The sequence below is a fragment of the Kocuria rosea genome (assembly GCF_023715525.1).
Classification (GTDB): domain Bacteria; phylum Actinomycetota; class Actinomycetes; order Actinomycetales; family Micrococcaceae; genus Kocuria; species Kocuria rosea_A.
This window is the reverse complement of sequence record NZ_JAMBOG010000014.1, coordinates 48,322-62,058: the sequence shown is the minus strand read 5'-3', so window position 1 is coordinate 62,058 and position 13,737 is coordinate 48,322. Positions and strand designations below refer to the sequence as shown.

Sequence of the window (13,737 nt, the reverse complement as noted above, 5' to 3'; positions counted from 1 at the left end):
CGGGCCCCGCGGTCACTGCCCGCTCAGCGACGCCGCCCACTGCGCGACGCGCGCGGCGCTCTCCTCGTCGGAGAGGTCCTCGACGCGCGCGGCGCTCTCCTCGTCGGAGAGGTCCTCGACGCGCGTCATGATCGACCACCGCACCCCGAAGGGGTCCCGGATGCTCGCGTACCGGTCGCCCGAGGCGAAGTCGGTGGCCGGCTCGCGGACCGTGGCGCCGGCCTCGACCGCGCGGGCCACGACGGCGTCGACGTCCGGGACGTACAGGCCCAGGGAGTAGCAGTCGTCCTCGCCCGCGGGCGGGGGCACGAGGTGGAAGGCGGGATTCGCCTCCCCCACCTGGAGCCGGCCCCGGCCGAGGTCGAGGGTCGCGTGGACCACGACGGGCGTCCCGTCGGGCTCGGGCATCTCGGTCCGGTCCACAAGCGTGGCGCCGAGGACGCGGCCGTAGAAGTCGAGGGCGCCGGCGGCGTCCACGACGGCGAGGAAGGGGGTCAGGGACGTGAAGCCGTGCGGCGTCCCGTCCGTGGTGTGCGCGCCGGTGGCGCCCGGGGTGCTCTGTGCTGCGCTCATGCTCCGAGGCTAGGGGCCGGGGCGGCCGGGATGCTTGAAGATTTCCGCCAGGGTCGCGGCCGCGGCGCTGGCTACGCTCGTGCCATGACCGAGCCGCCCACCACGCGGGGCCACCTCACGCCGGGACCGCGGGCCACCGTGACGCGCCTTCCCGCACCCGACGACGTCGCCCACCTGGTCCGGCAGCTGTGGATCCCGGAGTGGGACCTGCCGGCGGGGGAGCGGGTCGAGCAGCTGGTGCTCGGCTACCCCGCGAGCAACGTGGTGGTCGAGCCCGGCGGCGTGGCCGTGCACGGGCCCACCACGCGGGCCTCCACCCGGGTGCTGACCGGGACCGGCTGGGCGGTGGGTGCGCTGCTGCGCCCGGCCGGGGTCCTGCTGCTCACCGACCGCCCGGCGGAGCTGCTCGACCGCTCCGCGCCGCTGGAGGCCCCGGACCTGCACCGCTGCGTGGTGGAGGCCATGGCCGGTCCGGACCCCGGGGCCCGCCGCGCCGCGGCCGCCGGGCGGCTCCTGGAGCACGTCCGGGCCCGGGCCGCGGCGGTGCCGGACGAGGTCCTCCAGGAGGGGACGGTGGCGAACCGGATGGTCGAGCTCGTCGAGACCGGTCCGGGCACGCGCAGCCCGGCCGAGCTCGCGCACGAGCTGCACGTGTCCGAGCGGACGCTCCAGCGGCTCGCGGCCCGGTTCGTGGGGATGCCGCCGCAGCGGCTGCTCCGGCGGCGCCGCCTGCAGGAGGCGGCCGAGCGGGTGCGGGCGGAGCCGGCCGCGGACCTCGGCGCGCTCGCCGCGGACCTGGGCTTCGCCGACCAGTCCCACCTCACCCGCGAGTTCCGCGCGGTCCTCGGCCGCACGCCGCGGGGCTACGGCGCAGAGCGATGTGACGGATCGAACAGTGGAGGAGGCAAATAACAGGGCGCTGTTCGTCGTTGGGAGAAGCAGACCACCGTTTCCCGACGAAAGGACGGCCCCGTGCCTGAGTCCACCCTCACCACCCCGCTCACCGTCGGCTCCCTGAAGCTGCCGAACCGCCTCGTGATGGCCCCGCTCACCCGCATGCGCTCCGGCCGGGACGGCGTCCCCGGCGACCTCAACGTCGAGCACTACGCCCAGCGCGCCTCGATGGGCCTGATCGTCACCGAGGGCACGTACCCGGACGTGGTGGGCCAGGGCTTCGCGTTCCAGCCCGGCATCCAGACCCCCGAGCAGGTCGAGGGCTGGCGCCGCGTGGCCGACGCCGTGCACGCCGCCGACGGCCGGATCTTCATGCAGGTCATGCACGCCGGGCGGGTCTCCCACCCGGACCTCAACGGCGGTGCCCAGCCCGTCGCGCCGAGCGCGGTCGCGGTCGAGGGCGAGATCCACACCTACCGCGGCAAGGTCGGCCTGCCCGTCCCGCGCGCCCTGACCGCCGAGGAGCTGCCCGGGGTGGTCGCGACCTTCGTGCAGGCCTCCCGCAACGCGGTCGAGGCCGGCCTGGACGGCGTGGAGCTCCACGGCGCCAACGGCTACCTGCTGCACGAGTTCCTCGCCCCGGGCGCCAACCAGCGCACCGACGAGTACGGCGGCACCCCGGAGAACCGCGCCCGCCTCGTCGTCGAGGTCGTCCGGGCGGTCGCCGAGGCGATCGGCGCGGACAAGGTGGGCCTGCGCATCTCCCCGGAGCACAACATCCAGGACGCCTGGGAGCTGGACCACGAGGACGTCGTGGCCACCTACACCGCCCTGGTGGACGGCATCAAGGACCTGGGCCTGGCCTACCTCTCCGTCCTGCACCGGGAGCCGGAGGGCGAGCTCGTGCAGGGGCTGCGCCGGGCGTTCGGCGGCGTGTTCCTCGCCAACAGCGGCTTCGGCACCCCCACCAGCCGCGAGGAGGGCGTGCGGCTGCTCGAGGAGGACGTGGCCGACGGCGTCGTCGTCGGGCGCCCCGCGATCGCGAACCCGGACCTGGTCCGCCGCTGGGCGGAGGGTTTGCCGGAGAACCAGCCGAACCCCCGGACCTTCTACTCCCAGGGCGCCGAGGGCTACACGGACTACCCCGTCTACGAGGCGACCCCCGAGACCGCCCGCAGCTGAGCCGCAGGACCGGTCGTCACGGAGCGCACGCACTGCTGCGTGGCGACCGGCACCGGCGCGCCGGGCCGGTGCGGCGGGTAGCGTGGGCCCATGACGACCGCACCTGTCAGCGCCCTGCTCGGCTCCGCGGCCCGCGCCCCGTTCGTCGTGCTCAAGCGGTTCCGGCCCCACCGGCCCATCCACCCGGAGGGGACGGGCCTCGACGGAACGCTCACCCGGACCGGCGGCGGGGACAGCGGCATCCGCTGGATCGACGAGCCCGGCCAGGAGCCCGTGCGCGCCCGCTTTTCGCGCTCCGCCGGCCTCCCGCACGGCTGGCCCGACATCCTGGGCCTGGCCCTGCGCGTGCCCGTCCCCGCGGGGGAGGGCGCGGGGGGCGACGCCGAGGGCCACGACGGCCGCGCCGACGTCCTCCTGGCCACCGCCGGCAGCGGGCGGCTCTCCCGCTTCGTCCCGACGCTCCACCGGTACGTGCCCGACGGCGCCTTCGCCTCCTTCATGCCCTACCGCGGCACGCACGGGCCGGTGCTCGTCGCCGTCCGCTCCGAGCCGCGCGCGGAGCCGCTGCCCGCCCGTCCCGACCGCTTCCGGGAGGCGGTCGCCGCCGAGCCGTGGGTCCTCGGCCTCTACTGGGCCACCCCTCTCGGGCCGTGGCGCCGCTTCGGCACGGCGGAGCTGCAGGCCGGGGCCCCGGTCGACCACACCGAGCGCTTCGACCCCCTGCTCAACGTCCCCGTCGGCGCCGAGAACTACGGCTGGACCCACCGGCTGCGCGAGCCCTCCTACTCCCTGGCCCGCCGCCCCAGGGAAGAGCTGGGCCGGGCGTAGACTCGCACCATGGGACTGACACTGCGCCCTGCATCCCCGACCACGCCCGCCGACCGCCGCTACGCCATGGTGGACTCGCCCATCGGCCCGCTCGCGCTCGTCGAGGAGGACGGCGCGCTCGCGGCCCTCTCCGTCGAGGGCGCGCGGCAGGGACCGGTGCCCGGCTCCTTCGGCGTGCGGGACGACGCCGTCCTCCCGCACGTGCGCGAGCAGCTCGACGAGTACTTCGCGGGACGGCTCCGGGATTTCGACGCCGCCGTGGTCCTGCACGGCACGCCCTTCCAGGTGCGGGTGTGGAACGCGCTGGCCGGGATCCCCTACGGGACGACCGGCACCTACGGGCAGGTCGCCCGTGAGATCGGTGCGCCGAAGGCCGCGCAGGCGGTCGGGGCCGCCAACGGCCGCAACCCCGTGAGCCTGCTCGTCCCGTGCCACCGGATCGTCGGCGCCAACGGCCGGCTCACCGGGTACGCGGGCGGCATGGCGCGCAAGGAGTACCTGCTGCGCCTCGAGGGAGCCCTGCTCTGACCGTTCCCCTCCGGATCACCGACCGCTGACCCCGCAGCAGAAGGAGGAGCGATGCCCCAGCTCCACGACCGCGCCGCGGTCGTTCTCGAGAAGGCCCGCACGGCCGGCAACGGGCGGTGCGCCGACCAGGTGGTCCACGACGGCGTGCTGCGCCAGACGGTGATGGGCCTGCGCGCCGGCACGGAGCTCTCCGAGCAGGACGCCCCGCCCGCGGCGACCCTGCAGCTGCTCCACGGCCGGGTCCGCGTGCTCAAGCGCGGCCAGCTCGCCGAGGAGCTCGTCCCGGGCGCGCTGCTCTCCCTCACGGGCTCCCGGCACTCCGTCGAGGCGATCGAGCACTCGGTGTTCCTCCTGACCACGGTCTCGGGCGACCCCGGGGACGGCAACCCGCGGGTCGCCTGACGTCCGCGCCGGCTCAGAACGCGTAGCGCACGTCGCAGTACGGCAGCTTGCGCCCCACCAGTTCGAGGAACTGCTCCAGGTAGCGCTGCTTGTCACGGAAGCGGTAGCGCACGTTCAGGGCGCCGTTCTGGGAGCGCTTGGTCTCCTGCAGGTCGGGGCGCCACAGCACCTCCTCCGCCCTGGGGTGCCACTGGGTGTTCACCTCGTGCAGCTGCGCGTTGTGCGTCAGGAAGATGACCTCCGCCGCGAGCTGCTCCTTCGCCGCGGGGCCGAGGCCGGCGTCGAGCTGGTCGAACAGCTCCGCCCAGTCCTGGAGCCAGGTGTCCGTGACGATCACCGGTGAGAAGTTCACGTGCACCTCGTAGCCGGCCGCCACGAAGTCGTCGATCGCCGCGATCCGCTCGGGCACGGGGGTCGTGCGGATGTCCGTCAGCTTGGCCAGGTGCGCGGGCATCAGCGAGAAGCGCACCCGGGTGCGGCCCTGGGGGTCCCAGTCCAGCAGCTGCCGGTTCACGTACTTGGTGGCGAAGGAGGCCTTGGCCGTGGGGTGGCGGCGGAACAGGTCCACGAGGTCGTGCACGTTCTCGCTGAGCAGCGCGTCCACGGAGCAGTCGCTGTTCTCCCCGAGGTCGTACACCCACGCGTGCTCGTCGCACTGGTTGGGCTCCGGCTTGGCCCCCTGCCGGCGGATGTGCCGGTCCAGGTAGCCGGTGATCTGCTCGATGTTGGCGAAGACCGTCACGGGGTTGCTGTAGCCCTTCCGGCGCGGCACGTAGCAGTAGGCGCAGGCCATGGCGCAGCCGTTGGCGGTCGACGGCGCGATGAAGTCCGCGGAGCGGCCGTTGGGCCGGGCCGCGAGGGACTTCTTGACCCCCAGCACCAGCGCCTCGCGCTTGATCCGCACCCACCGCCGCGCGTTGGCCTCGTTGCCGTGCAGCTCCGGGATCTGCCAGTGGCTCGGCACCTCCACGAGCGTCGCGTCCGGCCACCGCTCGAGGACCTCGCGCCCCCGGGGCAGCTCGGCCGCCGCCGGCTCGTAGTAGATGCGGGTGATGTCGACCATCGACGGGTCCGAGGGCATGGGACCACCCTACGGGCGCCCTCCGACACCCGGTTCCCCCGGGGCGCCCGGCCGTGCTCCCGGCGGACTTCCCCGGTCCGGCAGTGGACCGGGCGCCCCCGGGCCGCCAGGATGGGCCCATGAGATCCGTATGGCTCGACACACACCAGGTCCCCGCCGCCGCAGCGGACGAGTTCGTGCCCGGGGCGCACTACGACACCGTGGTGGCGGGCGCGGGGCTGACCGGGCTCACCACGGCGGTCCTGCTGGCCCGCGCCGGGCAGCGGGTCGCGGTCCTGGAGGCACGCACCGTCGGGGCCGTGACCACGGGCAACACCACCGCGAAGCTGTCGCTGCTGCAGGGCACCACGCTCTCCCAGATCCGCCGCCACCACTCGGAGGAGGTGCTCCGCGCCTACGTGGAGGGCAACCGGGAGGGCACCGCCTGGCTGCGGCGCTACCTCGACGAGCGCGGCGTCCCGTACCAGCGCCGCGACGCCTGGACCTACGCGACCACGTCCAAGGGGGCGGCCTCCCTCCGGAAGGAGCTGGAGGCGGCCCGGGCCGCCGGGCTGCACGTGAACTGGACCCGTGACACGGAGCTGCCCTACGAGGTCTCCGGGTCGATCACGTTGCCGGACCAGGCCCAGTTCCACCCGATGGAGGTGCTCGGCGCCCTCGCCGCCGAGCTGCGCGAACGCGGCGGCACCCTGGCCGAGGGCGTGCGGATCACCGGCGCCGGGATCCGCTCGCCGCTCACGGTGCGGACCACCGAGGGCCCGGTCCGCGCCGACCGCCTCGTGCTGGCCACCGGCATCCCGGTCCTGGACCGCGGCGGGTACTTCGCCAAGGTCTCCCCGAGCCGGTCCTACGCCATGACCTACCGCGTCCCCGGCGCGCCGGCCTCCATCCCGGCGGGGATGTACATCACCGCCGACACTCCCACACGCACCCTGCGCACCGTGCCCGTCGGCGAGGAGGAGCTGCTGCTCGTGGGCGGCAACGACCACGTGGTGGGCCGCTCCCCGTCGCCCCGGGCGGCCGTGGACGACCTCGAGCAGTGGACGCAGCGCCACTTCCCGGGAGCCGAGCGCACCCACGTGTGGTCCGCCCAGGACTACCAGTCCGTCGGCGCCGTCCCCTTCATCGGGACCCTGCCGCGCGGGGGCGGCGGCATCTACCTCGCCACCGGCTACAACAAGTGGGGGATGAGCAACGCCGTCGCCGCCGCGCTCGCCCTCAGCGCCGAGATCCTCGGCGGCAGCGTCCCGTGGGCGCAGGTGCTCGGGCGGCGCACGACCTCGCCGGCCGACGTCCTCACCGCGGTGAAGTTCAACGGGAGCGTGGGCTTCCACGCCCCCAAGGACTGGATCCGGGCGGAGCTGAGCGAGCTGCCCGAGCACTCGCCCGGAGAGGGGGAGGGCGTCGTCGGGCGCGAGCACGGCCGGCCCGTGGCCGTCTCCACCGTCGACGGGACGACCTGCAGGCTCTCCGGCGTGTGCACCCACCTGGGCGGCGTGCTCAGCTGGAACGACGCCGAGCGCTCGTGGGACTGCCCCCTGCACGGCTCCCGCTTCGCGGCCGACGGATCCCTGCTGGAGGGGCCCGCCGTGAAGGACCTGCCCCGCCTCGGGTCCTAGGCCGCCCGGGCCGACCGCCGGGGCCCGGGCGCGACACACCGCTCACGGGTTCGCTTCCGTGCATGCGGTCGTCCGTCCCCTATTTTGGCCCTACAGCAGTCCTCCGGCCCGCACCCGGGCCCCGGCACCCGGTGCCGGTCCTCCGGTGCCGGACGACCAGCAGGAGGACCGTTCCCCGGCACCGCCCGCGCTCCGGCGCGGGCCCGTGGCGTCCAGGACGTCACCCCGCGTGCTGGCGGCCCCGGGACAGCCCTGGGGCCCCTGAGGGAACGAGGAGACGCACGAGATGACTGCTGCCAAGAGATGGGCCGCCGCCGGGTCCACGGCCACGGTGCTACTGGGAGGGCTCCTCCTGGGCGCCCCGGCCGCCGTCGCTGCACCGGAAGACGCCGCCTGCCTGCAGGCCTCGGGCCAGTTCAACGCCGCCCTGGCCGCGGCCGGGATCACCGCCGTGTCGGTGACGGCGCTGGAGGAGGCGGCCGCGGCCGTGACGGCCGCCGAGGCCGACTACTACGCCCTCGTGGAGTCGGTCACCGGCGACCTGGCGGTGGAGCTGGACACCGCCCTGCTCGCCCTGGACGACGCCGAGGCGTCCGGTGACCCGGAGGCGGTCGCCGCCGCCGAGGCCGCGGTCCTGCAGCTGGAGGAGGCCATGAGCGCGGCCATGGACACCCCCGAGCTCGCCGCCGCCGAGCAGGCGCTGCTGGCCGCCGGCGCCCAGTTCGAGGAGCTCCTGACGGGCGTGGACCTGGACGAGGCCACCGCGGACGAGCTCCTGGGCCTGTTCAAGCAGTTCCTCACCGCCTGCGCGGGCGCCGACGGCGGGAGCCCCGTCGTCGCCCCGGTGGGCACGACCCCCGTCGCGGCCCCGGCCGTGCCGGGGGAGACCGTCCCCGTGCCTGCGGCCCCGGAGCAGGCGGCCCCCGTGGCGCCCGCGCCCGTCCCGGCCGCTCCCGTCGTGCCGGCACCGGCCCCGGCGGCACCGGTGGCCGTGAACGCGGGCATGAACATCCAGACCGCCGCGGAGCCGGAGGCGCAGCCCGGGGCGGCCCTCGTGGCGGCGCTGGCCGCGGCCGGGATCGCCGTTCCCGCCGCGGCTGCCGCACGGATGCGCCGGCTCGAGCGGGCCTGAGCTCCCCGCCGGCCGTTCCGGGCACGACGGAGGCCCCCACCCGGCCGGGTAGGGGCCTCCGTCATGCCCGGAGACGTGCCCGGGGGACTACTTCTTGGAGGAGTTCTCCTCGAGCTTCAGGGCGATGCCGATGGCGAAGAAGGTCGGGGTCCACTCGCCCACGAAGAGGCCCCAGCGGTCCGCCTGCGGCTTGGACTTGCTCTTGCCGAGGCTGACGGCCCAGGAGAGGACGGACAGGCCGATGGAGGCGAAGCCGGCCGTGTAGGCGTGCTCGCTGCGGATGCCAAGGTTCTGGATCGTGCTGATCATGGAAATACCTCTTTCCTGTCGTGGTCACCGGCAAGGGTGAGTTCATCGAACCGTGTCCACCCAGTCAAACATGATCCGGACAAATAGAAAAGCAGGCTGACGATATTGGCGAGGGCCGTGCCCGGGAAGGGCTCGTCCGGGGTGCCGGGCGACGGGGGCATACGCTGGGCCCATGTCAGCAGGACGGACGATCCTCCGCCTCGTCGCCGGCGCCACGGCTGCCGGGGGCTTCGCGGCCGACTGGAACCGCACCCATCTGTTCAACCCGGCCTGGCCGCCGCACGCCCGCTTCCACGACGCCCAGACCATCGCCCTGGGCGCGCTGCTCGGCGCCGGGGGCCTGTGGGCGCTGGGCCGCCGCGGCTCCGACCCCGGCCGGGACGCCGCGCTGGGCGCCCTGCTGCCGGCCGCCTTCTGGGCGTCCATGGGCGCCGCGTTCGCCTTCCCGGGCACGCAGGGGCTGCAGGGGGAGTTCCCCGGCCTGGTCCCCCGCGTGCGGGGCGTGTGGATCGACGAGCGCTTCGCCGGCGCGGGGATGCTCGGCCTGGCGGCCCTCGGCTACGGCCTGGACCGGCGGGCACGCGGGACGGCCCCCGCGAGCGGGCCTGCCGCGACGCCCTGACCGCTGATCCGCCGGGGCGCTGTGGGCGCTTTTGGGGCCACCCGAACGGCCGCCGACCGATGCAAAAACGTATTTCTTCATGCAAACTGATCGATACCCGGCGCGGTGGCACGCACCACCGCCGCCGGGTCGGCGTCGAACCGGCCGGGGGGCCGGCGGCGTCGACGACCCGGGGGCGGGGAGCCGCCGACCGGCCGATGATCTCTGGGGGAAACATGCTGCCATCCGTCGTCGGCGCTCTGCTGAGCGTCGCCGTTCTCGCGTACGTCCTGTCGAAGGCCGCCACCACGCGGCACAAGCGGTCCATCATCGGCGCGAGGGCGCTGCGCCGGGCCGTCGTCGCCGTCTACTCGGTGCTGCTGGCGCTCAACCTGTGGTGCGCCGTGGCGGCGACCCACGCGATGGTCTCGGACGCCATCGCCGTCATGACCCTGCTCGCGACGGGAGCCTTCGGGCTCGTCATCGCCGAGCGGCGCATCCCGGCCACCATGGTGGTGCAGCGGCGCAAGGTCCTGGCCGTGGGGGCCCACCCCGACGACCTCGAGCTGGCCTGCGGGGGGACGCTGGCCAAGCTCGTCGACGCCGGCCACGAGGTCCGCGGGCTGGTGATGAGCGCCGGCGAGGCCGGCGGGGACCAGGGGGTGCGCCCGGCGGCGGCCCGCCACGGGGCCGCCTTCCTGGGACTGTCGGGGCTGCGGGTGCACGACTTCCCGGACACCCGGCTGGAGACCGTCAGCGACGGCATGGTGCGGGCCATCGAGGCCGCGGTCAACGAGTTCGGCCCGGACGTGATCTTCACCCACTCGGCCCACGACCAGGACCAGGACCACTACGCGGTGCACCGGGCCACCCTGCGCGCCGCCCGGGCCCACCACTCGATCCTGTGCTTCGAGTCCCCGTCGGTGACCCGCGACTTCGACCCGAGCGTGTTCGTGGACATCGACGGCTACGTGGACGTGAAGGTCGAGGCCGTGCTCTCGCACCGCGACCCGGCCGGCAGGCCGTACATGACCCCGGGCCGGGTGCGGGGCATGGCCGCGTTCCGGGGGGCGCAGGCCAAGAACGTCAACGCCGAGGCCTTCGAACCGATCCGCCTGCTCGGCTCCGCCATCGGCGACCTGTAGTCCTGACGACGGGGGCCGGGCGGGGCGGCCCCGGGGCGGCCCGCCCCGCCCGGGCCGCTCAGACCGGGCCGGCGCTGCCCGCGGGGTACTCGAGCAGGGGCACGCTGCCGTCCTCGAAGGCCGCCAGGACCTCCTCGACGATCCGCCAGCCCTGCTCGGCCGCGTCCCCGCGGACGCTGAAGGTGGGGTCGCCCTCGAGGACGCCCCGCAGCACGCTGCCGTAGGCGGTCAGGCCCGGCTCGGCCATGCCGGAGGACAGCGTCACGCGCGTCATCCCGCGGGAGTCGAAGGGTCCGCCGACGTTGAGCTCGAGCGTCAGCTGCTCCTCCTCGAGGCCCATGCGCAGCACCGCCGGGGCGACCTCGCCGGAGCGCGGGAACTGCTCGTAGTCGTGCGGCGGGCGCCGGAAGGTGATCGCGATCTCCTGGCGCGGGTTGCCGACGGCCTTGCCCGAGCGCAGGGTGACCGGCACACCGTTCCAGCGCCACGTGTCCACCTCGAGCGTGACCTGCGCGAACGTCTCCGTCCCGCGCTCGGGGTCCACGCCCTGCTCGGCCGCGTAGTCGGGCATCCGCCGGCCGTCCACGGCCCCGGCCGTGTACCGCCCGCGGACCGCGGCCCGCGCAGGGTCGCCCTCCCACAGCTTCGCGGCGCGCAGCACGTGGCTCGTCAGGGTGGGGATCTCCACCGGATCGAAGGAGGACGGCGGCTCCATCATCACGAGCGCCATGACCTGCAGCAGGTGGGACTGGATCATGTCGCGCAGCGCGCCCGTCGAGTCGTAGAACTCCGCGCGGCCCTCCAGTCCCAGGGTCTCGTCGAAGACGATCTCGACGGACTGCACGTGCTCCCGGTTCATCAGCGGCTCCAGCAGCCGGTTCGCGAAGCGCAGGCCCACGAAGTTCAGCACCGCCGGCATGCCCAGGAAGTGGTCCACCCGGAACGTCCGGTCCTCCGGCACGAGGCGCGCCACCAGCCGGTTGAGCTCCCGCGCGGTCGCCGTGTCGGAGCCGATGGGCTTCTCGAGGGCCAGCACCAGATCGTCCGGCAGCTCGAGACCGGCCATGACCTCGCACGCGCTCGCCGTGACGGCGGGGGGCAGGGCGAAGTACAGGCAGGCCGGGCCCTCGACGCCGTCGAGCAGGGACCGGACCTCCTCCGGGTCGGTGACGTCGCACTGCACGTAGCGCGCCGCCCCGCGCGTGTGCGCGACGGCGGGGCCGGAGGCGCCGACCGAGTCGAAGGAGCTCCCCACGACCCGCTCCCAGTCGTCGGCGGGCTCCCGCGAGGAGCCGACGACGTCGATCCGCAGCTCCGGGTACGAGGTCAGCAGGGTGCCCAGCCCCGGCAGGAGCAGGCGGGACGTGAGGTCGCCGGTGGCGCCGAGAATGACAAGCGTCCTGATGTTCTTCATGCGTGCACGGTACCCCGGCGCGGGACGCTCCGGCCCGTCGTGTCCGCGGCGGGGCGGGACCGGGGCCGCGGTCCGGCTGGTTGAATGGGCGCATGAGCGACGAGCCCGCCCGGCCCCGGTCCACCCCGCTGGAGGACTACGCCCTCCTGTCCGACCTGCACACGGGCCCGCTCGTGTCCCGGGACGGCAGCATCGACTGGCTGTGCCTGCCGCGCTTCGACTCCCCGTCGGTGTTCGCCGCGCTGCTCGGCACGCCCGAGGACGGGCGCTGGAAGCTCTCGGCCGTCGACGGCGAGGTCGTCTCCCGCCGCTACCTCCCGCGCACGTTCGTGCTCGAGACGACGTGGCGCACGCCCACGGGGACCGTGGTGGTCACCGACTTCCTGCCCCCGGGCCAGGCCGGGGAGGGCCACCCCGACCACGCCGACCTCGTCCGGCGCGTCGAGTGCGTGTCCGGGGAGGTCGAGGTCGAGCACGACCTGCGGATCCGCTTCGACTACGGCCGCGCGAAGCCGTGGACCCGCCGGGTCGACGTCGACGGCACCGAGGGCGTCGGCGGGCTGCTGTCGATCGCCGGCCCGGACGCGCTGCTGCTGACGGGGCCGATGCTGCACCCGCAGGAGGCCCCCGAGGTCGGGCCGCTGGAGGGGGACCACCCGGCGGACGGCTCCGGCGCCGAGCTCGCCGACGGCCACCCCGACGACTACGAGGGCGCGGTGTCCGACCGGCTGGGCGGGCGCTTCGTCCTGTCCGCGGGCGAGTCCCACGACTGGGTGCTGACCTGGCACGAGTCCCACCACGCCCAGCCCGTCCCGGTGGATCCCGCTCGGGCGCTCGACCGGGCGGTGTCGTTCTGGGCGGACTGGTCCTCCCACGTGGGCACGCACAAGCGGCACGAGCGGGCGGTGCTCCGCTCCCTGCTGGTGCTGCGGGCGCTCACCGACCGGGGCACCGGGGGCATCGTGGCGGCGGCGACCACGTCCCTGCCCGAAGAGTTCGGCGGCGTGCGCAACTGGGACTACCGGTACACGTGGTTGCGGGACGCCGCCCTGACCATCGAGGTGCTCGTCGCCCACGACTTCACGGACGGCGCGCTGCACTGGCGCAACTGGCTGCTGCGCGCCGTGGCGGGGGACCCGGAGGACCTCCAGATCATGTACGGGGTGGCCGGGGAGCGCCAGCTGCCCGAGCACGAGCTGGACCACCTGGCCGGCTACGAGGGCTCGCGGCCCGTGCGGGTCGGCAACGGCGCCGTGGGACAGTTCCAGGCCGACGTCGTCGGGGAGGTCATGCTCGCGCTGGCGGCCCTGCGCGACGCCGGGGTGCACGAGGACCGCTGGTCGTGGGGGCTGCAGAAGAACCTGCTGCGCTACTGCGAGGACCACTACGACCGGAAGGGCCACGGCATCTGGGAGATGCGCGGCCCGGCGGAGTTCTTCGTGCACGGCCGGGCCATGATGTGGGCGGCCTTCGACCAGGGCGTGCGCGCCGTCGAGCAGCACGGGTTCTCCGGCCCCGTCGAGCGGTGGCGGCAGCTGCGGGAGCGGCTGTGCGCCGAGATCATGGAGCACGGCTTCGACGAGGAGCTCAACTCCTTCACCCAGACCTACTCCAACACCGAGGCGGACGCCTCCCTGCTGCAGCTGCCGCACACCGGGTTCATCGCCTACGACGACCCGAGGATGCTCGGCACCGTGGCCCGGATCGAGCAGGAGCTGCGCGGGGAGCACGGGCTGCTGTACCGCTACCGCACCGAGGCCGGGCTGGACGGGCTGCCGGGCGACGAGTACCCGTTCCTCATCTGCTCGTTCTGGCTCGTGGAGCAGTACGCGCGCAGCGGGCGGACCGACGACGCCGGGATCCTGCTGGAGCAGCTCACCGGCTACGCCAGTGACCTGGGCCTGTTCGCGGAGGAGTACGACCCCGGCAGCGGCCGGCTCGCCGGGAACTACCCCCAGGCGTTCAGCCACCTCGGCTTCATCCGCGCCGTGGACGCGGTGGTCAGGGCGCGCGCGAAGTCCGAGTAGCG

Annotated in this window: 14 protein-coding genes; 10 read left to right on the top strand and 4 right to left on the bottom strand. The window is 74.6% G+C overall.

The genetic code is table 11. The features are described from left to right. Positions 1 to 12: 12 nt before the first annotated feature. Complete coding sequence (locus M3185_RS11270; RefSeq protein WP_251333769.1) at positions 13 to 573, bottom strand: VOC family protein; 561 nt, start codon at positions 571 to 573, stop codon at positions 13 to 15. A gap of 84 nt (positions 574 to 657) precedes the next feature. On the opposite strand from M3185_RS11270, the gene M3185_RS11265 reads away from it, so the two are divergent. The 5 genes from M3185_RS11265 (at position 658) to M3185_RS11245 (ending at position 4,407) form a co-directional block, all read left to right on the top strand. Beyond that, positions 658 to 1,485: a helix-turn-helix domain-containing protein gene (locus M3185_RS11265; RefSeq protein ID WP_251333768.1), complete on the top strand. Its 828-nt coding sequence runs from the start codon at positions 658 to 660 to the stop codon at positions 1,483 to 1,485. Between the two features lie 60 nt (positions 1,486 to 1,545). Continuing rightward, a complete protein-coding gene (locus tag M3185_RS11260) occupies positions 1,546 to 2,649 on the top strand; it encodes an alkene reductase (RefSeq protein ID WP_308222196.1) in 1,104 nt (367 codons plus the stop codon). 90 nt (positions 2,650 to 2,739) lie between these two features. Continuing rightward, positions 2,740 to 3,477, top strand: a complete 738-nt coding sequence (locus M3185_RS11255; RefSeq protein ID WP_251333767.1) for a hypothetical protein — start codon at positions 2,740 to 2,742, stop codon at positions 3,475 to 3,477. Positions 3,478 to 3,486: 9 nt separating this feature from the next. After that, positions 3,487 to 4,005, top strand: coding sequence for a methylated-DNA--[protein]-cysteine S-methyltransferase (locus tag M3185_RS11250; RefSeq protein WP_251333766.1), 519 nt, complete (start codon positions 3,487 to 3,489; stop codon positions 4,003 to 4,005). A gap of 51 nt (positions 4,006 to 4,056) precedes the next feature. Further along, positions 4,057 to 4,407: a cupin gene (locus M3185_RS11245; RefSeq protein WP_251333765.1), complete on the top strand. Its 351-nt coding sequence runs from the start codon at positions 4,057 to 4,059 to the stop codon at positions 4,405 to 4,407. 13 nt (positions 4,408 to 4,420) lie between these two features. Here M3185_RS11245 and M3185_RS11240 read toward each other — a convergent pair whose 3' ends face one another. After that, positions 4,421 to 5,488 carry a spore photoproduct lyase family protein gene (locus M3185_RS11240; protein ID WP_251333764.1) on the bottom strand — a complete coding sequence of 356 codons (1,068 nt, stop codon included), beginning with the start codon at positions 5,486 to 5,488 and terminating at the stop codon, positions 4,421 to 4,423. 119 nt (positions 5,489 to 5,607) lie between these two features. Between M3185_RS11240 and M3185_RS11235 the strand changes: the two genes are divergently transcribed. Both M3185_RS11235 and M3185_RS11230 read left to right on the top strand, forming a co-directional pair. Next, complete coding sequence (locus M3185_RS11235; protein ID WP_251333763.1) at positions 5,608 to 7,107, top strand: FAD-dependent oxidoreductase; 1,500 nt, start codon at positions 5,608 to 5,610, stop codon at positions 7,105 to 7,107. A gap of 286 nt (positions 7,108 to 7,393) precedes the next feature. Beyond that, entirely contained in the window at positions 7,394 to 8,239 is an 846-nt protein-coding gene (locus tag M3185_RS11230; RefSeq protein WP_251333762.1) for a hypothetical protein, read from the top strand. 87 nt (positions 8,240 to 8,326) lie between these two features. Here the strand turns inward: M3185_RS11230 and M3185_RS11225 are convergent, their stop codons facing one another. After that, a complete protein-coding gene (locus M3185_RS11225) occupies positions 8,327 to 8,548 on the bottom strand; it encodes a hypothetical protein (protein WP_251333761.1) in 222 nt (73 codons plus the stop codon). Between the two features lie 172 nt (positions 8,549 to 8,720). On the opposite strand from M3185_RS11225, the gene M3185_RS11220 reads away from it, so the two are divergent. Then, positions 8,721 to 9,170 (top strand): DUF6640 family protein, encoded by a 450-nt coding sequence (locus M3185_RS11220; RefSeq protein WP_251333760.1) that lies wholly within the window; start codon positions 8,721 to 8,723, stop codon positions 9,168 to 9,170. Positions 9,171 to 9,385: 215 nt separating this feature from the next. Continuing rightward, the gene (locus M3185_RS11215; RefSeq protein ID WP_251333759.1) at positions 9,386 to 10,294 is read left to right on the top strand and encodes a PIG-L deacetylase family protein; all 909 of its coding nucleotides are present in this window, start codon (positions 9,386 to 9,388) and stop codon (positions 10,292 to 10,294) included. A gap of 58 nt (positions 10,295 to 10,352) precedes the next feature. Here the strand turns inward: M3185_RS11215 and M3185_RS11210 are convergent, their stop codons facing one another. Beyond that, entirely contained in the window at positions 10,353 to 11,708 is a 1,356-nt protein-coding gene (locus M3185_RS11210; RefSeq protein ID WP_251333758.1) for a glucose-6-phosphate dehydrogenase, read from the bottom strand. Positions 11,709 to 11,800: 92 nt separating this feature from the next. Between M3185_RS11210 and M3185_RS11205 the strand changes: the two genes are divergently transcribed. Then, positions 11,801 to 13,735: a glycoside hydrolase family 15 protein gene (locus tag M3185_RS11205; protein ID WP_251333757.1), complete on the top strand. Its 1,935-nt coding sequence runs from the start codon at positions 11,801 to 11,803 to the stop codon at positions 13,733 to 13,735. The last annotated feature ends 2 nt before the right edge of the window (positions 13,736 to 13,737 follow it).

Excerpts from the sequence above, each read along its gene's own strand:
- M3185_RS11245 (WP_251333765.1), top strand. The coding sequence starts at position 4,057 with ATGCCCCAGCTCCACGACCGCGCCGCGGTCGTTCTCGAGAAGGCCCGC.
- M3185_RS11205 (WP_251333757.1), top strand. The coding sequence starts at position 11,801 with ATGAGCGACGAGCCCGCCCGGCCCCGGTCCACCCCGCTGGAGGACTAC.
- M3185_RS11270 (WP_251333769.1), bottom strand. The coding sequence starts at position 573 with ATGAGCGCAGCACAGAGCACCCCGGGCGCCACCGGCGCGCACACCACG.
- M3185_RS11250 (WP_251333766.1), top strand. The coding sequence starts at position 3,487 with ATGGGACTGACACTGCGCCCTGCATCCCCGACCACGCCCGCCGACCGC.
- M3185_RS11240 (WP_251333764.1), bottom strand. The coding sequence starts at position 5,488 with ATGCCCTCGGACCCGTCGATGGTCGACATCACCCGCATCTACTACGAG.
- M3185_RS11220 (WP_251333760.1), top strand. The coding sequence starts at position 8,721 with ATGTCAGCAGGACGGACGATCCTCCGCCTCGTCGCCGGCGCCACGGCT.
- M3185_RS11225 (WP_251333761.1), bottom strand. The coding sequence starts at position 8,548 with ATGATCAGCACGATCCAGAACCTTGGCATCCGCAGCGAGCACGCCTAC.
- M3185_RS11210 (WP_251333758.1), bottom strand. The coding sequence starts at position 11,708 with ATGAAGAACATCAGGACGCTTGTCATTCTCGGCGCCACCGGCGACCTC.
- M3185_RS11265 (WP_251333768.1), top strand. The coding sequence starts at position 658 with ATGACCGAGCCGCCCACCACGCGGGGCCACCTCACGCCGGGACCGCGG.
- M3185_RS11255 (WP_251333767.1), top strand. The coding sequence starts at position 2,740 with ATGACGACCGCACCTGTCAGCGCCCTGCTCGGCTCCGCGGCCCGCGCC.
- M3185_RS11230 (WP_251333762.1), top strand. The coding sequence starts at position 7,394 with ATGACTGCTGCCAAGAGATGGGCCGCCGCCGGGTCCACGGCCACGGTG.
- M3185_RS11215 (WP_251333759.1), top strand. The coding sequence starts at position 9,386 with ATGCTGCCATCCGTCGTCGGCGCTCTGCTGAGCGTCGCCGTTCTCGCG.
- M3185_RS11235 (WP_251333763.1), top strand. The coding sequence starts at position 5,608 with ATGAGATCCGTATGGCTCGACACACACCAGGTCCCCGCCGCCGCAGCG.